An 18451-nucleotide genomic window follows, 5' to 3' on the forward strand; every position below is an offset into this window, starting at 1 on the left:
TCACTTCCGCAGACCGGGCCGGTTGATCATTTCGCCATCGAGACCGCTAAACTCCGTTACATCCGCTGCGAGTTGGCCCGGTCACCATCGGTGTCCTCGTGGTGCGTACTCATGAGTGCGGTCCCGTGTATGCCCCCCCATGTTCGAACGTGTTGGTTCTAAGGATGCAGATGGAACTCGCCACACCGCCTCCGGCGGCGCGGCTGCCCGTCGCCTGGTACAGCTGGTGGATGATGCCGCCGGCCCTGGGAGGCGGAACGGTAGCCGCGACATTCATGAGCTCCGAGCGAATAACCGTCGCCGTCGCCGGTGCCGCGGCCACCGCGCTGAGCGCCGTGTGCGTACGGCTGCTGCTTCGCACTCGAACGAACCTCGGCCGCGCCGAGGCCGGGTTCCGCGCGCAGCAGGCCGAGCAGACCCAGCAGTGGCAGCAGCACGTGGCCGGTCTGGAGCGGAAGATGGCGGCCGAGCGGGCCGCGCTGGACGGCGAGCGTGCCGCCATGGAGAGCCACGTCGCCGACCAGAACGGCGACTTCGAGGCACAGCTCGCCGAGCAGACGCGGACCTTCGAAGAGCGACTGGCCGGACTCGCCCAGTCCTACGAGGCCCGGCTCGCCGAACAGGCCGAGGTCTTCGAGGAGCGGCTGGCCCGGCAGCACGAGGCGGTCGCACGGCTCGCCCGTGAGCAACTTCCCGAGGCGTTCAAGCGGCTGCGTGCCGGTGACGCCGTCGACGACCTGTTGCCGGTCACCGGCCAGAACAGCGACATCAGCAAGGAGCTTCAGGCCGAGCTGCGCAAGGTCCTGCGGACCTCCCTGATCGGTGTGGAGACGGAGTTCAACCGCTCCACCTCCGCCGAACAGGCCGTGATCAGCATCGGCAACCGCATCCACGTGCTCACCAGCAAGCTGCGCGGACGGCTGCACGAGATGCAGGGCGAGCACGGACGGCTGCCGGCCGTGGCGAGCGGACTGATGGAACTGGACCAGGCGATCGGCCCCGCCGACTGTCTCGCCGCCAGCGTCAGCGTGCTCGGCGGCACCGACCGGCCCGGCCGTCAGTGGCAGGAACCCCAGCGGCTGCTCAGCGTGGTACGCGGCGGTATCGGACGGATCAAGGACTTCCACCGCGTCGAGGTGCGGCAGCTGCCCGAACTCGGCGTCGACGGCGCCCTGGTCGACCACCTCACGCTGATCTTCGCCCACCTCCTGGACAACGCGGCGCGTTACTCGCCGCCCACCGAGCCGGTGGTGGTCTCCGGCAAGGAGGTCCCCAACGGCGTCGGCATCGAGATCCAGGACTCCGGCAAGGGCCTGAGCGAGGAGAAGAAGCGCGAGGTCGAGCAGGTGCTGGCCGGGACCGCGCCGGGCGCGGGCCTGGGTGGCATCTCGGAGGACGCCAGCATCGGTCTGCGGGTCGTCGGCTCCCTGGCCCAGCGCTACGGCATCCGCGTCACCTACGCCGACTCGCAGTGGCTCGGCACCTCGGTGGTCGTCGTGGTCCCGCACAAGTACTTCAGCCAGGTCCCCGCGACCGCTGCGGCCACCGCGATCCCGGTGCCCGCCGCGGCGGCCCGCACCGCGACCGCACCGGAGCCCGCGCCCCGCACCGCCGTCGCCACCGCACCGGAACCGGCCTCCCGCGCCGCCGTCGCCCCCGACCAGGCCGAGACGCCGACACCCGCGGATGACGACATCGAGACCACCCCCGGGGGACTGCCCCGACGCCGCAGCAGACGAAGTGAGGCGGCCCGCCAGAGGCCGGCCGAACAGAAGCCGGCCGAACACACCGGACACAGCGAGGTGGCCGCGGCCGCGGCCGTACCGCCGGACGAGTCCTTCGCCGGGCTGGCCGCCTTCGCCACGGCGGGCCGGGAGCCCGCCGGTGCCGCCACCGGCCGCGAGTCCACCGAGCACCACGCCGAAGAAAGCGACAAGTCCGTATGACGCAGCAGGGAAACGACGTGAGCTGGGCGCTCCGCGATCTGGTGGAATCCATCCCGGAGATCCGCTTCGCCCTGGTGGCCTCCAGTGACGGCAAGGCCATCACCTCCTACGGTGCCGAGGACCCCGATGACGTGGACCGCTTCGCGGCGGTGGTGGCCGGTCTCCAGGCGCTGGCCCAGCCGGTCGCCGAACAGTTCCCCAAGGACGCCGGGCAGTTGCGGCTGGCGATGATCGAGGTCGACGGCGGCCATCTGTTCGTCGTACGGGCCGGTATGGAGACCTACCTCGGCGTCCTCGCCCGCGAGGGCCTCGACCAGGGGCTGCTCGGACATCAGATGAGGGACCTGGCACGCAGGATGGGCGAGCTGCTCGGGACCACCCCCCGCCTGGAGGAGCACTCTGGATGAGTGCCTCCCGCCGGCCCACGGACCCGTCCGGTCTTGAGCGCTACTACGTCCTGACCAAGGGGCGCAGCGGACCGGGCGGTCCGGCGTCGAGCCTTGACGTGGCCACCCTCGTCGTATCCCGCACGGCTCCCGTGCCGGGGATACAGCACGAGCACGGGGAGATCCTCCGGCGCTGCCGGGATCCCCTGTCCGTGGCCGAACTCGGCGCCCACCTCGGATTGCCCTTCAACATTCTGGCGGTGCTGCTGGCGGATCTGCTCGAGGCAGGTCGCGTCGAAGCCCGTGACCCCATCCCGGTGTACGACGCCGGCCGCAGGCCCGACCTCGCGCTCCTCGAGGAGATTCTCAGTGGACTTCAAAGGCTTTGACCACCCCGGCGGCGGGCCGGCGGCCGGTGGCACCCGTTCGGTGAAGGTGATGATCGCCGGTGGCTTCGGCACCGGCAAGACCACCATGGTCCGCTCGGTGAGCGACATCAAGCCGCTCACCACGGAGGAGACCCTCACCCAGGCCAGCGCCGACGTCGACCCCCTGATCGGGGTCGCCGACAAGACGCAGACCACCGTCAGCCTCGACTTCGGCAAGATCAGCATCAACGACAGCCTGATGCTGTACCTGTTCGGCACCCCCGGACAGGAGCGCTTCTGGTTCCTGTGGAACGGCCTGTGCAAAGGCGCGCTCGGCGCGGTCGTGCTGGTGGACACCCGCCGCCTCGCCTCCAGCTTCCGGGCGATCGAGGAGATGGAGCGGCTGGAGGTGCCGTTCGTCATCGCGCTCAACGTCTTCCCCGACGCCAAGGAACACCCCATCGAGGAGGTCAGGGACGCCCTGGACATCTCTCCGCACACCCCAATCGTGGTGTGCGACGCCCGCGACCGGGTCTCCAGCCGTGATGTGCTGATCACCCTGATGCGCCATCTGCAAGAACGCGCCGCCGTCGCCTTGGAGCCCCGATGACCGACCAGAACCCCGACCGTCCCGACGCCCCTCGCGGCTGCCCGGTGGCGCACGGGTCGGCCGATCTGGTCCGGCTGTACGGGCCCGAGGCGGAGACCGACCCGCGCGGCATCTACGAACGGCTGCGCAAGGAGCACGGCTCGGTCGCGCCGGTGCTGCTCGAAGGCGACATCCCCGCCTGGCTGGTCCTTGGCTACCGGGACAGCCGGCGGGTGCTCGACAACCCCCGCCAGTTCGCCCGGGACGGGCGGACCTGGCGGCACTGGCGAGAGGGGCGCGTCGCGGACAACTCCCCGCTGATCCCCATGCTCGCCTGGCGTCCCGACTGCGTCTCCCAGGACGGCGAGGCGCACCGTCGGCTGCGCGGCGCGGTCAGCGACGGCCTCCAGTCCGCCGCCGACCGCGGTATCCGGCGGCACGCCACGCACTTCGCCAACAAGCAGATCGACGCGTTCGCGGACGCGGGCCGCGCCGATCTGGTGACGGACTACGCCGACCTGCTGCCCATGCTGGTGACGGCCCGCATCCTGGGACTCACCGAGGCCGAGGGGCGTCGCCTGGTCGCATCCTGCGCCCAGGTGATGAAGGGCGGCGAGGACGCCGTGGAGCACGACGGCGTGATCCGGGAGATCTTCAGCGAGCTCGCCGAGCGCAGACGCTCCGAGCCCGCTTCCGATCTCGCCACCGGTCTGCTGGAACACCACGCGGAGCTCGACCACGACGAGGTCGTGCTCCACCTGCGCGCCGTGCTGATCGCCGCGCACGTCACGACCAGCCTGCTGGCCCGGGTGCTTGAACTGATCCTCACCGACGACGCCCGGTACTCCGGGCTGATCAGCGGACAGCTGGACATCACGGCGGTGATGGAGGAGGCCATGTGGAACTCCCCGCCGCTCGCCGTCCTGCCGGGCCGTTTCGCCGCGGGCGACGTCGAACTGGGCGGGCACCACATCGAGGAGGGCGACCTGCTCGTGCTCGGTCTCGGCGCGGGCAACGCCGACCCCGAGGTCCGGCCCGACCCGGATGTCTCGGTGCACGGCAACCAGTCCCACCTGGCGTTCGGCGCGGGCCCGCACGAGTGCCCCGGGCAGAGCATCGGCATGTCCATCATCGAGGTGGCGGTGGACGTCCTCCTGCACCGGCTGCCGAGCCTGCGCCTGGCCGTGCCGACGGAGGACCTCAGCTCGACCGCGTCCACCTGGATGACCCTGCTGGACCACCTGCCGGTCGAGTTCGACGTATAGGCGCTTCCCGTGACGATGCTGCCCCGGCCGGACGTCCCGGCCGGGGCAGTGTCGTTCGAGCCAGGACGTCAGCCGTCGAGCCAGTCACCCGCGAGATCCGAGGGACGGTGCCCCATCGCGTTCCAGAGGAAGTGCGGGTGGGCGCAGCCGAACATGTAGGCGAGCAGCGCGCCGTCCTCCCGCCCGGTGTGCGGGTCGCGCAGGGCGTGGAAGAACTCGGCTCCGACGACACCGGAGTCCTCCTGGATCGCCCGGGCACGGGATGTGGACGGCGCGGCGTGGGACGCCTCCAAGGCGGCGATATAGGTGCGGCGCAGGATCTCCCAGGCGCAGTCGACATCGCCGTACCAGGGGCCGTGCAGTGCCTCGAAGGCATGGAGCTCGGCGTCGAAGAGGGGCCACGACTCGGGGTGCTGGTCCCGGCAGCGTGCGGACAGCTCGGCGGTCCGGGGGCCGAGTGCCGGTGCGGTGGGCCGTGCGGCGATGGTGAGAGCGACGCCGTGGGTGAGGATGCCGGTGCAGGCGTCGGGCTGGAGGCCGCACAGCGGGCAGTCCTCGGCCGGGGGGAGGTCCTGGGTGATGCCGTCGAACCACAGGGCGTGCCGCCCGGTCAGCCCCAACCAGACGATGGTGCTGGGCATCAGCCAGGTGTTCCACATCGGGCGATGCGCCTCGGGCATGCAGCCGTACTTGATGAGGGCGATGGCACTGGCCGCGTAGAGGGCCTTGGTGTGGGTGGGCATGTCGGCGAGCCAGAAGTTGCTGATCTCGCCGGTGAGGGCATCAGCCCGTACGTCGACCATGTCGTCCACGACACGGCACAGCAGCAGGGCGGCGAGGTGTTCCTCCTGCCAGAGTTCGGTGTCGGGGGAGACGTGCCAGAAGAGGCAGTCCATCATCTGAAGGAGCGAGTAACCGCTCTGTCCCAGCGGGTTGGTCTGGGGGAGTACGACGTTGCCCGCGTGATGCTGCTGGAGCCAGTACTCGTCGACGGAGCGCTTGTGGGCGGCGTAGAGCCCGCAGACCAGGGCCCGCGCGGTGTTGATGCTGAAATCCTCGGCCAGGCGGCCTTCGATGAGTCGCGTGAGATATGTGGTGTCGATGGTGTCGATCACGCGTTTGTACTCGTGGAAGAGGAGGATGTCGTCCTCGAAACGGTGCCGGTAGCCGAGGTCCCGCTCCAGGTCGTTCAGCTGCCGGGCCAGGGCCCAGCCACCGGTCAGCACACTGTCGAGCTCCGACCGGTACGGCCATGTCTTGACGGTGAGGGGACGACCGGCGCTCTGCCGCCACCCGTAGTCGCCCAGCGTGCGCTCGGGCGGCGTGGGCAGCCGACGGCACAGGGAGCAGCCACAGTCGGCAGTCGGCCCCGCCTCCTTCTCCTCCTCGCGCGCCGAGTCCCCGGCCCGGCTCCGCCAAGCCGACTCCAGCATCACGCAGGTCAGTCGGCAGACTTCGGCATCGGTGCTGACCTGGGGGAAGGCCTCCTCGATCACGTGCAGACCGGCGTCCAGCAGCCGCAACCTGGTGCGACCCTCCTCGTCCGGCGGCAGAAACGCGCGCGGCGCCGACTGAAGGGCCCCCTCCAGGCGTAGCGTGGTGCCGCCGCCGGGGGAGCGGAGTGCGCCCAGCCGCTGCTGAGCAGCTCTCTCGTGGTGCCGGTACTCGTCCGTGCACTCCACTGCGTGTCGCTCGAAGAGGCGGACCAGAGCCTTCTCCGCCCCCGCCGACCGGTGCCGGGCGCTCGGCTGCGCCGGGATCAAGCTGTCAGTGGATATCTCCGGACCACCGCCCACGACGCGAGAACTCACCCTGGTCTCCCCTCAAACTGACGTACGCACAACGGAAGTGACCGGCCGGGACGGCCGGCCGATCGTGTCCGAGCAAGGGCGACGGATCGCCCCAATCGGGGTGAAGGTGTCGCCCGAGCGACTCGAACCCGCCATCCCAGTCCGGATGTTGAACCGAGAAGCGGAACGAGGCTTCCCAGTACGTAAATGATCTACACCGTGACCGGAAGTGACCTCTGTTACTGCCGTGACGATCCGGGCTGCGTATACTCACGCGCCCTCGCTGAAGACCCGTGCCCTTCCGGCAGCGCGGTGCTGATGCCCAGTCGGCCGCATCTCCCCGCGGCACAGGCGTCGCCCCACTGAGCGAGATGACCTGTAAAGACCTGGCAGCCCGTGACGCGGGCGAACAGCCTGGAGAGCGGTCGGGCGACACCGCGGATCTCTATCTCCAGGAGGAACAGGAACGTGATCTCGAAGAGGAACGTGATCTCGGAACGGAACAGACACACCGGCCGGGGAACCGGCCGCTGGGGATGGCGCGCGCTGCTCGGCGCCGCCTTCGCGTTCGGCCTGGCGGCGCTCACGCCGCTCCAGGCCCATGCGGCCCCCATGCAGAGCGTCGGCTACGGCACGCTGCCCAACGAGGGCCGCTACCCCGAGCAGACCTCCTGCTCGGGCAGCTATCACCAGCCCGCCGTGCCCGGCGGAGCCACGAAGACGGCCGTCTACGCCGGCCGCACCATCACCCTCAAGTACTTCTACAGCTCCGGCTGCGGCTCATTCGCCCGCATAGAGAACGCGCCCCAGGGCTGCGCGGCACACAGCAACCGCCTCACCAGTACCGGGATCGTATGGGTACTCGAAACGGTCGATCCTGGCATCAACTACGCCTACACCACGGTGATCAACAACCTCAGCGGCCGACAGAGCAAGGCAGTGCTGTTCTGCGACAACCAGCGCTTGGCCGAGACCGCCTGGTACTAGGACCCGGTCTCCGCCTCCCGCCGACCGCTCCGGACGGGAACAGATCGGAGGGGACCGTCACCGCGGAGGCGGCGGGCGGTCCTGTCCTCCGCTCCGTCCCCGAGCCGGTGCGCGCCCGGCCCACAGGTGTGCATCCTTCGCCTTGGCGGTCTCAGCCGCGCAGCCGTACGGGCAGCCGCCGCACGCTGTTGCCCACGAATGAGGCGTGGCGCGGCAGGTCCGTGTCCGGTGCGGCGATGTCGAGCCGGGGGAAGCGGGTGAAGAGTTGCTTGAGTGCGACGGTGGCTTCCAGGCGGGCCAGCGGTGCGCCCAGGCAGTAGTGCGCGCCGTGGCCCAGGGAGAGGTGGCGGGGGGAGCTTTCGCGGGTGAGGTCGAATCGGTGGGCGTCGGAACCGTGGGCCTTCGGGTCGCGGCCCGCGGCGGAGTAACCGGCCAGCACAGGGGTGCCCTTGGGGATGACGGTGCCGTCCAGCGTCAGGTCCCGGGTGGGGTAGCGGAAGGGGAAGTAGCTGACCGGGCTGTCCCAGCGCAGCGTCTCCTCGACCACGTCGGCCCAGCTCGCCCGGCCCGACATGACCAGGCCGAGCTGGTCACGGTGGGTGCACAGGGCGCGTACCGCATTCGTGATGAGGTTCAACGTCGTCTCGTGTCCGGCGATGATCATGAGCATCAGGGTGCCGAGCAGTTCGTGCGGGCTGAGCCGGTCGCCGTTCTCCTCGCGGGCGGCGATGAGGGCGGATGTGAGGTCGCCGCCGGGATTCTCCACACGGGCGGCCACGACGGCGCCCAGCACGTCCACCATCTCCCGATTGGCGGCCAGGGCCTCCGCGGGGCCGATGTCCGTGGCGACGATCTGGCTGGACAGGTGATGCAGACGGTCGTGGTGCTCGGCATCCACGCCGAGCAGCTCGCAGATCACTCCCATCGGCAGCGGCAGCGCGAAGTGCGTACGCAGGTCAGCGACTCCGTCGCCGCTGGCGGCGGCCCGGTCGAGGTCGTCGAGCAGGCCGGACGTCAGTCTGTCGACACGTGGGGCGAGTTCCTCCACGCGGCGCGCGGTGAACGCCCGGCTGACCAGCGAACGCAGCCGCCGGTGGTCGGCGCCGTCCGCCGTGGTCATGCCCTGCACCGTGGCGAAGGTCTTCAGGGGCCAGCCGTCCGGTATTCGGCCTGTCTGCAATGCCGTGAAGTGCAGTGCGCTCTTGGCGACATCGGGGTGGGAGAGGAATTCCCGCAGCGCCTCGTGCCCGACCACCGCCATTCCCGCCACCTCACCGGGCAGGACCACCGGAGCGACCGCTCCCCGGGCCAGCAGCCGGGCGTTCGCCGCGTGCGGGCAGCCGCCTGACGGGTCCATGCGGTGCGCCGGTCCTGGCTGCCGTGCGGAGGGGGCGGTACTCGCCGGTGTGGTGTCCAACGGGGTTCTCCAAAGGTGTCTGTGCCCGGGGCGGGTGCGCTGCGGTACGTCGTCCATCCATCGGATCAACGCGCCTTCCGGACAGGGTGCTTGGGCCACGGGTGGGACAGCAAGACGTACACACACCGGATCTCGCGGCGTGCTCCGCCCGCGCGCGGCGATGCGGTCAGTGTGCGGGGCGGGGCCGACCGCCGCCTGATCCCAGGGACATCGCCCGTGTAGGCGACAAGCCGGAGTGACGTTCGAACAACGCACTGGGGGTCGCCGCGGCAGCAAAGGGAATCACCTGGACAGCCCGGCACAACAACGGCGAGGAGCCCTCCTGCATGCTGCACGGTGTCGACATCAGCGCGTTCCAGCCGCCCTCCTACTCCACGGACGACCTCTCCTTCGTCTTCGTCAAAGCGACCGAGGGCCGCTCCTACACCAACCCCCACCTTGAGGCCCAGACTCGGACGGGCCGCAAGGGCGGCCTGGTCGTCGGCTTCTACCACTTCCTGTGGCCCGGCCGTATCCGCGCCCAGGCCAGGCACTTCCTGTCAAAGATCCCCGACAAGGCCGGTGACATCCTGGCGGTGGACTGGGAGGCCACCGGCAACGGCAGTCATGCCAGCAGCAAGGACAAGGACCGCTTCATCCGCAGGCTGAAGAAGCTCCGGCCGCACCACCGGGTCGTCCTCTACACGAACCGCGACTTCTGGCTGAACGCCGACACCGCCTCCTACGCGGGGGACGGCCTCTGGATCGCCGACTACGTCTCCGCCGGGAAACCGCGCATCAAGGCCGACTGGCGCTTCCACCAGTACACCTCCCATCCCCATGACAAGAACGTGGCCCGCTTCGCGGACCAGGACGCTCTGCGGCGGTGGGCCAAGGGAGCCTGACACGGCATCGTCAATTCCGGCTTGTGGCGCAGTGGCCTGCACTGCAACCATCCCCCGCATGTTCGAGTTCCTCCCCGAAGTCGGTCTCCGGCTCCCGGATCGTGCCGGCACGCTCCGCTTCGGCATGGACGAGCGCACCGCCCAGTGGGCCGTCGCCACCGTCGCGGACGTTCGTGACGGCTGGGTCTGCGGCGCCCACTGGGCCTTCAGCGCGCGGTACCGGGGCCTGACGCTCGACGTGTACGGCGACACCACGGACCGCCGCGTCGGGCACCAGGACACCCCTGGCCTGGCCGGCATCGGCCTCACCCGCGACCCCTTCACGCTGACAGGGCCGTCTGCCTGCCCAGTCGTCCTTGATGGCATCGATCTCTTCGGCCACCCGGCGGCCGAGGTGTCGGACGCCCTCTGTGACGAGTGGCCCCCGGCCCTCCGGTTCAGCGGCGACGGTCCCTACCTCACCGCCGTATCGGTCCACGCGGAACCCGCACCCACGGAGACCTGATCACGGCGGCGAGCCGGGTCGACGAGAGCGAGCACACCGCATCGGCGGGCGCCGGGAGCGTGGCTTCAAGCCGGAGCCGGTCGACCTGCCTGGCAAGGTCCTCGTCCTTGGACATGGCCCTGCTCCGCTCTGACCGTGATCTTGGCTCGCTCCCGTGAGGCCCCGCCCGCGGCTGTGCCCGCCAGGGCCGTTCCGACGGCACCAGCCAATGCCCCGAGTGCTCGCGTCACCGGAACGCACCGACGAGCGGCAGCCAGGCCGTCACATGGCACTCACCACATCCCAGGGGCATCCTGGGGAACAAGGGATCGCAGGAAACCGCCGACGGGAAGGCTCCAGTGATGCCGGTGTCGACGCAGGGCGTCATAGTCGTGGCGCTCCTCGCGGACCCCTACGCGCCGACGGACATCGCTGAGCGCATGGCCCGCACACTCCCTGATCGGCTCGCCGACAGGACCGGCAAGACGCGCCGGTTCGACGTCAAGGTGGTCAGTGAGCCCTTCACCTCAGGGACCGAGGACCCGCCCACCCTGATGCGCCGCATCATGGACCGGGGGAGCGCGGAGAACTGGGATGTCGTCGTGGCGCTCACCGACCTTCCGCTGCACTCACACGGGCACAAGCTCGCCGTGAATCTGAATCACGAACAGGGCTTGGCGCTGCTCTCTCTTCCCGCACTGGGGGGCCTGCGGCTGCAGACGAGGGCCCGGCGGGTCGTCGAGGGAGCCATCCTTGGCCTGGCGGGCCCGCCAACCCCTGAGGTCGACGAACGTTCGCAAGGCCAGCCGGTTCTGGGGTCCTTCCTCAGTCCTCTCGCGCCCATTCACCTGGGCCAGTCCGGTGATGAGCGGACCGACGATGTCCGTTACGTCGTCAGCGGGGCACGCGGCTATGTGCGGATGCTCGCCGGTATGGTCCGCGCCAACCGGCCGTGGCGGCTGGTGCCGGGCCTGTCGAAGGCCCTGGCGGCCGCACTCGCCACGGGAGCCATCGCGACCGTGAACTCCACGGTCTGGAATCTGGCCGCCGCCCTGAGCACCACACGCCTCGTGATCGCCACGATCGGGTCTCTCGCGATCATGATCGGCTGGCTGATCGTGGACGCGCACCTGTGGCATCGACCATCGGAGAACTCGCGGCAGGAGAAGCAGAGGGCGGCTCTCTACAACGCCTCGACCGTCGTGACCGTGGGGTTCGGGGTGCTCATCTGCTACGTAGGTCTGCTGGCCGTCAACTTGGTGTGGGCGCTGTTCGTCCTCAACGAGCGGGTGTTCACTTCCTTGACACGAACCCCGCTCCACGCCACGGAGTACTGGACGCTGACCTGGTTCGTCGCATCGGTCGCCACCGTGGGCGGCGCCCTAGGATCGGGCCTGGAGAGCGACGAGGCGATCCGGGCAGCCGCCTACTCCAAGCGTGAACAGGAACGCCGCAGAGCGCTGCGCGACGACCAGGCTGACTAGCCAGTCCGCGTTCCGTCGCTGTCGCGCTGTCGGTGTGCCTGACATTCCGCCGCCGTGTTGCCGTGTCTGGCTTCGCCCTGTTTGGCTTCGCCCTGTTTGGCTTCGCCGATCACGGACACAAGGTGTTTCGATGTGCTTGGGCAAACAGGCACACGCACGGGAACGGCCACGGTCACGGTCACGGTCGCCTCCGGGTGTGTTCCGCGCGCTCCCGTGCTGCCGATGTTGAGCAGGTCCACGGGAGGCACCCATGTCGAGCAGGACGACACACCCCGCACGCGCCACGGACACACCGGACACGGCCGCCGCCTTCGAGCGGCTGGCCGCGCTGCCCGCCGGGGCGGAGCGGCGGCGGCTGATGGAGGAGCTGACGGTGGCCTGGCTGCCGATGGCGCACCGGCTGGCGGGCAAGTTCCGTGACCGGGGCGAGCCGCTGGAGGATCTGCAGCAGGTGGCCGCCCTGGCCCTGGTGAAGGCGATCGACCGCTACGACCCCGCCTGCGGCCCGTTCGTCCCGTACGCCATGCCGACGATCATCGGCGAGGTCAAGCGGCACTTCCGGGACCACTCCTGGAGCGTGCATGTGCCCCGGCGGGTGCAGGAGGTGCGCAACAAGGTCCGGGCCAGCATCCAGCAGCTGTCTCTGACCAGCGGCGGCTCCTATCCCACGGTGGCGCAGATCGCCGAGCATGCCGGGCTGAGTGAAGAAGAAGTGCTGACCGGGCTGGAGGCCATCGACAGTTTCCGGGCGGTCTCGCTCGATGCCCAGCTGAGCGCCACCGCTCCGCAGGGGGAGTCCTCGGCTCTGGGTGACCTCCTGGGCCACGACGAGCCGCGCTACGACAGGGTCATCGAGCGTGAGGCCGTCAAGCCCGGCTTGGCCCTGCTGCCCGAACGTGAGCGCCGCATCCTGCACATGCGCTTCTTCGGCGACATGACCCAGGCGCGGATCGGCGAGGAACTCGGCATCTCGCAGATGCACGTCTCGCGCCTGATCGCGCAGGCCTGCCGACGGGTGCGCAGGCAGGCCGAAGCCGAGCCCGCCGCCAGTATGCAGACCACCCTCACCGCCTGATCACGCCGTTTCAGGCCGAACCCATGACGCCGGTCTCGGTCGCGTGCACATCGCGAGTGTGTGGTGAGTGCCGCCAGACCCGGATGGCGTAACGCGTGCGTCGTCGTACGTGGTGGGGGTACCCGCGCGGGCGGCGCTCCAGCGCCACAGCCCGTGCACCTTGCCCCGCGTACGGCTCAACCCGTCCATGAATCGGAGAACCCCCTGTGAGCGAGAAGAAGAACCCCGTGTCGGCGGCTGCCGAGAAGGTGGTGAACAAGGTGCAGGAAGCCATGAGTGCGGGGAACGAGATTCCCGGCGCTCCTGGCCCGGAGGCGGTTCCGGTCGCCGAGCCCACCAACCCGCGTGAGCCGCTGCCGCCCAAGCCCGACCAGCGGGGCCCGGACACCTACAGCCCCACCGGTCAGGAGACCGGGGTGCCGCAGGGCCGGGTCGCCCAGGGTGACGCCTACCTGACCACCGCCCAGGGTGCGCGCCTGTACGAGACCGACCACTCGCTGAAGGCGGGGCCGCGCGGCCCGGTACTGCTACAGGACCACCACCTGCGCGAGAAGATCACCCATTTCGACCACGAGCGCATCCCCGAGCGCGTCGTGCACGCCCGTGGAGCCGCCGCCCACGGTGTCTTCCGCGGCTACGGTTCGGCCGCCGGCATCACCAAGGCGGAATTCCTCGCCGAGGGAGTCGAGACGCCGGTCTTCGTACGCTTCTCCACCGTCCTCGGCTCGCGTGGATCCGCCGACACCGTCCGCGACACCCGGGGCTTCGCCACGAAGTTCTACACCGAGCAGGGCACCTTCGACCTCGTCGGCAACAACATCCCGGTGTTCTTCATCCAGGACGCGATCAAGTTCCCCGACGTCATCCACGCGGGCAAGCCGCACCCCGACCGCGAGATCCCCCAGGCGCAGAGCGCCCACGACACCTTCTGGGACTTCGTCAGCCTCCACACCGAGGCCACCCACCACACGCTGTGGAACATGTCGGACCGCGGCATCCCGCGCTCCTACCGGACGATGGAGGGCTTCGGCGTCCACACCTTCCGGCTGGTCAACGCCGAGGGTGCCACGACGCTGGTGAAGTTCCACTGGAAGCCGCGTCTGGGCGTGCACTCCCAGGTCTGGGAGGAGGCACAGATCACCGGTGGCGTGGACCCCGACTTCCACCGCCGCGACCTCGCCGACGCCATCGAGGCGGGGGCCTACCCGCAGTGGGAACTGGGCGTACAGACCTTCCCCGACACTCCGGACCAGATGTTCGAGGGCATCGACCTGCTCGACCCCACCAAGATCGTGCCCGAGGAGCTCGCGCCGGTCCGCCCGATCGGCCTGATGACCCTCAACGCCAACCCCTCCAACTACTTCGCCGAGACCGAGCAGGTTGCCTTCCACCCCGGCCACCTGGTCCCCGGCATCGACGTCACCGATGACCCCCTGCTACAGGGCCGACTCTTCTCCTATCTCGACACACAGATCAGCCGGTTGGGCGGCCCCAACTTCGCGCAGCTGCCCATCAACCGGCCGCACGCGCCCGTCAACGACATGCTGCGCGACGGCATGCACCAGACCGCGGTGCACCGAGGCGTCGCCCCCTACCGACCCAACTCCCTCGACGGCGGCTGCCCCTTCTTGGCCGGTGCGGAGACCGGCGCCTACATCGAAGTGCCCGCCGAGGTACCCGCCTCGCGCAAGGAGCGTACGGCGGCGGCCACCTTCGACGACCACTTCAGCCAGCCCCGGCAGTTCTGGCTCAGCATGACGGCCGTCGAGCGCGAACACATCGTCGCCGCCTACACCTTCGAGCTCGGCAAGTGCTGGGAACAAGGCATCAAGGAGCGGGCCCTTCAGGTACTGGCCAACATCGACCCGGAGCTGTGCGGCCAGGTCGCCACCGGCCTCGGCCTGCCCGCGCCCGAGGCCGCCGGTCCGCTGGCCGACGTCGCGCCGAGCCCCGCGCTCTCCCAGATCGGCAGGCAATGGCCGGTCGACGGCCGGATCATCGGCATCGTCACCGACGGCACCGACCTCGAAGGGGTCCGCGCGGTGCGCCGACGGATCCTGGACGCGGGCATGGTCCCCCTGGTCATCGCCCCCGTCGGCGGTGAACTTGGCGCCGACGGCGACCACCCGGTCACCGTGCAGCGCACCTTCACCACCGCCCGCTCCGTCGAATTCGACGCGCTCCTGCTCGCCGGTGCGCCCGCCGCGGCCCCCGACGGCTACGGGGCCCGCGACGCCAAGGCCGACGACGACATCGTCCGGTCCACCGGTCTCGACTCCCGCGTACTGCTGCTCATCGCCGAAGCCTTCCGGCACGGCAAGGCCCTCGGCGCCTGGGGAGAGGGTCAGGCCGCCCTGGAGACGGCAGGCATCTCCGCGAACACCGCGGGCGTGGCCGCCGGTGACCCCACCGCGGTCCTGGACACCGTCATCGAACTGCTCGGTGGCCACCGCGCCTGGGAGCGCTTCGCTGCCCCTCGATGAGGGGAGCAAGGCCGTCGAGGAGCGCCTTGAGGCCGGACTCGAAGAGGGCGTCGAGACGGAGGTCGTAGCCGTCGGTGAAGGACCCGACCACCTTGCTGAAGGTCGGGAAGCGGCCTGATTCCACGAGTTCTCGGAGGGCGGAGGCGTGGCTGTCCATCCACTGGTCTTCGGACTGTCCGGTGGTGGTTTCGGCGTGCGCCTCCATCTCCAGGTGCGTGGCCAGGCCCTGGACGTGGCTGTGGATCAGTACATGGACGTCGAACAGCGTCGTGGGGTCCAGGCCGTGACCGGCGAGCGCGTCCAGCACCCACTCGCCGTGGACCATGAGATTGGGTACGAGCAACGGGACTGTGAGGGAGCCGAGCTGGGCCAGCCACGGGTGCTTCCGGTACAGACTCCACTGGGTCCTGGCACCCAGCTCGACGCGGTCGCGCCAGTTCCCGTCGAAGTCCGCGGGGTAGGAGTTCTCGCCGAACGCGGCATCGGCCATGTGCAGGACGAGGTCTTCCTTGCTCGGGACGTAGCGATAGGTCGACATCGCCGCGACGCCGAGCCGGGCGGCGGCGCCTCGCATGGACAGCGCCGGGAGCCCTTCGGTGTCGGCGATCTCGATGGCCGTGCGGACGATCCGGTCGAGGCTGAGCTCCTGCTCGGGGTGCGGGGAGGGTGACGGTCGTCTGCGGTTCTGCGCGGCGGGAGCGGTTCCGGCGACGACCGTGCCCACCCGGGGCTTGGCCTCGACCACTCCCTCCAGGCGCAAGGTGGTCAGTGCCTTGGTGGCCGTCGCGAGCGCGACGCCCCACTCCCGGGCGATCTGGCGGGTGGCGGGAACCCGGCCCCCGGGGGCGAGTGCACCGTCCGCGACGCGCTGCCGGATCGCGGCCACGATGCGCAGCTAGGGCGGATCTCCGGCAGCATCTGTGGCGTTCGGCACGTCCAGTGGCCTCCCTGTCCTGTACTAGCACAGACGATGGCAGCGGCGCAGTCGTGCGAGAGGGTTCCTGTTCTAGTACACGTCTTTCATTCGGGCAGTTGAGGGGGCTGGGTGTACGCCGTACGTTCAGGCGCACACGTCGAACCCAGCATCAGGGGAGCCTTACATGCGCACCGTACTCATCTCCGGCGGCGGCATCGCCGGGCCCGTCCTCGCCCATTGGCTGCGACCTGGTCCGCTCGGTGTACGACCACACGCGTGCCGACATCGAGTACCTCTTCTGCGACAGCATCACCGCGCTCGACGAGGACGAGAGGGGCGTGCGCGTCGCATTCGCCCCACGGGGCATCGCGCACCTTCGCCCTCGTGGTCGGGGCGGACGGCCTCCACTCCGCCGTCCGGCGCCTGGCCTTCGGCCCGGAGGAGCGCTACGCCCACCATCTGGGCAGTTACCTCTCAGTGTTCAGCGCGGAGAACTTCCTGGACCTGGACGACTGGCAGATGTGGCTGCGGGACGGCGACACGGGCTTCGGCATCATGCCCGTACGCGGCAACACCGGACTGCGGATCGCCTTCGGCTTCGAGTCCGCCCCCCTCGCCCGTGACGGCGCCGCCCTCCGGCAACTCGTCGTGGACAAGCTCGCCGCCATGCGGTGGGAAGGAGCCCGCCTGTCCGAGGCCGCCCTGAAGGCGCCTACTGCCCGTCCCCCCTCCCGGGGCAGGGCACCAGCCTGGCCCTCGTAGGCGCCTACGTACTGGCCGACTGCCTTGCCCGGGACAACGGCGACCACCGCACCGGATACGCGCGCTACGAGCAGCGGATGCGTTCCTTCGTGACCCACAACCAGGCCCTGGTCACCGAGAATCCCGGCGGACCTGCCTCCGAGGCATCCGTCGAGCGGGCCAGGAACGTACTATCGCTGGACAGCCCGGACATGGTCTCCGCTGCCGGAGACCAGGCGGCGGTGTACGGACAGCGAAGCGCCCCGGGGGGACGCCTGCCCAGCTCTGAGATATGAGGTGTGGGCGGGAAGATTATGGGCATACCGGGTGGCAGGGTTCGGACAAGCAGCCCTGCGGCCTGTTGCAGCCGTGGGCTGCAACAGGCTGTCCATCTCGTCCACGGCCAAGCTACGGGTGTGAGGTCACCGGGGCAGGACGGCCGCCGGGCACGAGGACGGCGTGGCTACCCCACAGTCGTCCCCGTGCCGTGGTCCTCCCTGGTCGCTGGGGGCGGGAGAGTGCCCCAGCGGCGGCTCGGGAGGACAGTGCCGGAAACCCCGTGTCCGCTGCAAGGATGCAAGGGCTCCGGCCGTCTTCGGCCATGCTGCCTCCTGCTTCAGCGGCCCGGGGTCTGGGGGGCCACGGGCGCCGCACCATGCGCACTTCCCCGCGCGGTGAACGGGCCCGTACCGCAGACAGTACCCACCATCCGCCGCGCACCGCTACACCACAGGGCCGCCCCCTGCCGCCCGCCGCACCGCGCGCGGGCTGGGGCGGCCATGCCCCCGCGGCGCATTCGGTGCCCTGTTGTCAGTGGCAGGTGCCAGCATGGCAGTTGGCGAGGAAGTCGTGGGGGAGGGAGGGCTGTATGCCCCGGGTGCATGAGTGCTGGCGCAGGAACGGGACCGGGGTCAGGGGGCACGCCCGGTGGACCGCGGGTGCACGGCGAAAGGCGGCCGTTCTGGCGGTGGACGCGGTGGACGCGGTGAACGCGGTGACCATGGTCGGCGGCGGAATCGCTGCCGGGGAGGACGCGGGGGCGGTCTCGCTCTCCTGGCCGATCCCTTTATCGCTCCAGGCCGGTGCCCGGTGACGCGCCGTCCGCCCGCCCGACGGCGGCGCCCACGGCGCGCGAGCAAACGTCAGCGGCGGCAGCGACGGCAGACACAGCTGATGCTGGTCCCGGCGGCAGCCGCGGCCGTGCTCGCGTACGCCGTCGTGGCCTGGCTGTTCACCCATTGGTGGGTGCTGCTTGTGTTGATGCTGGTGGCCGCAGGGACGGGTGCCCTCCTGCTTCGGCAGCGGCAGCAGCGGGCCGCGTGGGCCGACGCCCGCCGCCGGGCCCTGCGCTACCAGCTCGCACAGCTCGACGTGCTGCATCACCGCGAGTTCGAGTTCACGGTGCGTGATCTGATGCGCCGGGACGGCTGCACCGACGCCCGCCAGGTCGGCGGAGCCGGTGACAACGGCGCGGACGTCCTGGCCACCGACCCGCTCGGCCGTAAATGGGTCATCCAGTGCAAGCATCGCAAGAACGGCATCCAGGGTGCCGCTGTCGGCACCCCCGATCTGCAGCGGGTCAACGGCACTGCCCGCCCGCTCCACGGCGCCGACGTCGTCCTGGTCATTACCAACG

The 18451-nt window shown here is 70.0% G+C and carries 18 protein-coding genes; 14 read left to right on the forward strand and 4 right to left on the reverse strand.

Translation table 11 applies throughout. The annotated features are described in order from the left end of the window. The first annotated feature begins 170 nt into the window (after nt 1–170). The 5 genes from AB8Z36_RS02065 to AB8Z36_RS02085 are packed head-to-tail and all read left to right on the forward strand — an operon-like array spanning nt 171 to nt 4554. Nucleotides 171–1946 (forward strand): sensor histidine kinase, encoded by a 1776-nt coding sequence (locus AB8Z36_RS02065; RefSeq protein ID WP_369211430.1) that lies wholly within the window; start codon nt 171–173, stop codon nt 1944–1946. Beyond that, nucleotides 1943–2353 (forward strand): roadblock/LC7 domain-containing protein, encoded by a 411-nt coding sequence (locus tag AB8Z36_RS02070; RefSeq protein ID WP_369211431.1) that lies wholly within the window; start codon nt 1943–1945, stop codon nt 2351–2353. Before AB8Z36_RS02065 ends, AB8Z36_RS02070 begins: the two co-directional genes overlap by 4 nt. Next, nucleotides 2350–2721, forward strand: coding sequence for a DUF742 domain-containing protein (locus AB8Z36_RS02075; protein WP_369211432.1), 372 nt, complete (start codon nt 2350–2352; stop codon nt 2719–2721). Before AB8Z36_RS02070 ends, AB8Z36_RS02075 begins: the two co-directional genes overlap by 4 nt. Further along, nucleotides 2702–3310, forward strand: coding sequence for a GTP-binding protein (locus AB8Z36_RS02080; RefSeq protein WP_369211433.1), 609 nt, complete (start codon nt 2702–2704; stop codon nt 3308–3310). The genes AB8Z36_RS02075 and AB8Z36_RS02080 overlap by 20 nt, the downstream gene beginning before the upstream one ends. Beyond that, complete coding sequence (locus tag AB8Z36_RS02085) at nt 3307–4554, forward strand: cytochrome P450 (protein WP_369211434.1); 1248 nt, start codon at nt 3307–3309, stop codon at nt 4552–4554. Before AB8Z36_RS02080 ends, AB8Z36_RS02085 begins: the two co-directional genes overlap by 4 nt. Nucleotides 4555–4622: 68 nt before the next feature. Here AB8Z36_RS02085 and AB8Z36_RS02090 read toward each other — a convergent pair whose 3' ends face one another. After that, a complete protein-coding gene (locus AB8Z36_RS02090; RefSeq protein ID WP_369211435.1) occupies nt 4623–6365 on the reverse strand; it encodes a hypothetical protein in 1743 nt (580 codons plus the stop codon). A gap of 447 nt (nt 6366–6812) precedes the next feature. Between AB8Z36_RS02090 and AB8Z36_RS02095 the strand changes: the two genes are divergently transcribed. After that, nucleotides 6813–7331, forward strand: coding sequence for a hypothetical protein (locus AB8Z36_RS02095; protein WP_369211436.1), 519 nt, complete (start codon nt 6813–6815; stop codon nt 7329–7331). Nucleotides 7332–7482: 151 nt separating this feature from the next. Here AB8Z36_RS02095 and AB8Z36_RS02100 read toward each other — a convergent pair whose 3' ends face one another. After that, complete coding sequence (locus AB8Z36_RS02100) at nt 7483–8688, reverse strand: cytochrome P450 family protein (protein WP_369211437.1); 1206 nt, start codon at nt 8686–8688, stop codon at nt 7483–7485. A gap of 386 nt (nt 8689–9074) precedes the next feature. On the opposite strand from AB8Z36_RS02100, the gene AB8Z36_RS02105 reads away from it, so the two are divergent. The 3 genes from AB8Z36_RS02105 to AB8Z36_RS02115 all read left to right on the forward strand — a co-directional run bounded on the left by AB8Z36_RS02105 (nt 9075) and on the right by AB8Z36_RS02115 (nt 11600). Then, nucleotides 9075–9632: a GH25 family lysozyme gene (locus AB8Z36_RS02105; RefSeq protein ID WP_369211438.1), complete on the forward strand. Its 558-nt coding sequence runs from the start codon at nt 9075–9077 to the stop codon at nt 9630–9632. Between the two features lie 58 nt (nt 9633–9690). Continuing rightward, nucleotides 9691–10137, forward strand: coding sequence for a hypothetical protein (locus AB8Z36_RS02110; protein WP_369211439.1), 447 nt, complete (start codon nt 9691–9693; stop codon nt 10135–10137). A 371-nt stretch (nt 10138–10508) separates the two neighbouring features. Then, complete coding sequence (locus tag AB8Z36_RS02115; RefSeq protein ID WP_369211440.1) at nt 10509–11600, forward strand: hypothetical protein; 1092 nt, start codon at nt 10509–10511, stop codon at nt 11598–11600. Here AB8Z36_RS02115 and AB8Z36_RS02120 read toward each other — a convergent pair. After that, on the reverse strand, nt 11597–11839 hold the full coding sequence (locus AB8Z36_RS02120) for a hypothetical protein (protein WP_369211441.1): 243 nt from the start codon (nt 11837–11839) through the stop codon (nt 11597–11599). The two genes, AB8Z36_RS02115 and AB8Z36_RS02120, sit on opposite strands and share 4 nt — an antisense overlap. Before the next feature lie 11 nt (nt 11840–11850). Between AB8Z36_RS02120 and AB8Z36_RS02125 the strand changes: the two genes are divergently transcribed. Then, nucleotides 11851–12675 (forward strand): SigB/SigF/SigG family RNA polymerase sigma factor, encoded by an 825-nt coding sequence (locus AB8Z36_RS02125; protein WP_369211442.1) that lies wholly within the window; start codon nt 11851–11853, stop codon nt 12673–12675. Between the two features lie 206 nt (nt 12676–12881). Beyond that, a complete protein-coding gene (locus AB8Z36_RS02130; protein ID WP_369211443.1) occupies nt 12882–15158 on the forward strand; it encodes a catalase in 2277 nt (758 codons plus the stop codon). On the opposite strand, the gene AB8Z36_RS02135 is transcribed toward AB8Z36_RS02130, so the two are convergent. Continuing rightward, the gene (locus tag AB8Z36_RS02135; protein WP_369211444.1) at nt 15103–16044 is read right to left on the reverse strand and encodes a TetR/AcrR family transcriptional regulator C-terminal domain-containing protein; all 942 of its coding nucleotides are present in this window, start codon (nt 16042–16044) and stop codon (nt 15103–15105) included. The genes AB8Z36_RS02130 and AB8Z36_RS02135 overlap by 56 nt on opposite strands. A gap of 414 nt (nt 16045–16458) precedes the next feature. On the opposite strand from AB8Z36_RS02135, the gene AB8Z36_RS02140 reads away from it, so the two are divergent. The 3 genes from AB8Z36_RS02140 to AB8Z36_RS02150 form a co-directional block, all read left to right on the forward strand. After that, nucleotides 16459–16836, forward strand: coding sequence for a hypothetical protein (locus AB8Z36_RS02140; protein ID WP_369211445.1), 378 nt, complete (start codon nt 16459–16461; stop codon nt 16834–16836). A gap of 77 nt (nt 16837–16913) precedes the next feature. Further along, entirely contained in the window at nt 16914–17111 is a 198-nt protein-coding gene (locus AB8Z36_RS02145) for a hypothetical protein (protein WP_369211446.1), read from the forward strand. An 877-nt stretch (nt 17112–17988) separates the two neighbouring features. Continuing rightward, nucleotides 17989–18451 (forward strand): restriction endonuclease (locus tag AB8Z36_RS02150; RefSeq protein ID WP_369211447.1); only part of this gene is annotated, 463 nt, incomplete at its 3' end.

The organism is Streptomyces flavofungini (genome assembly GCF_041028215.1).
In the GTDB taxonomy this organism is placed as follows: Bacteria; Actinomycetota; Actinomycetes; order Streptomycetales; family Streptomycetaceae; genus Streptomyces; species Streptomyces flavofungini_B.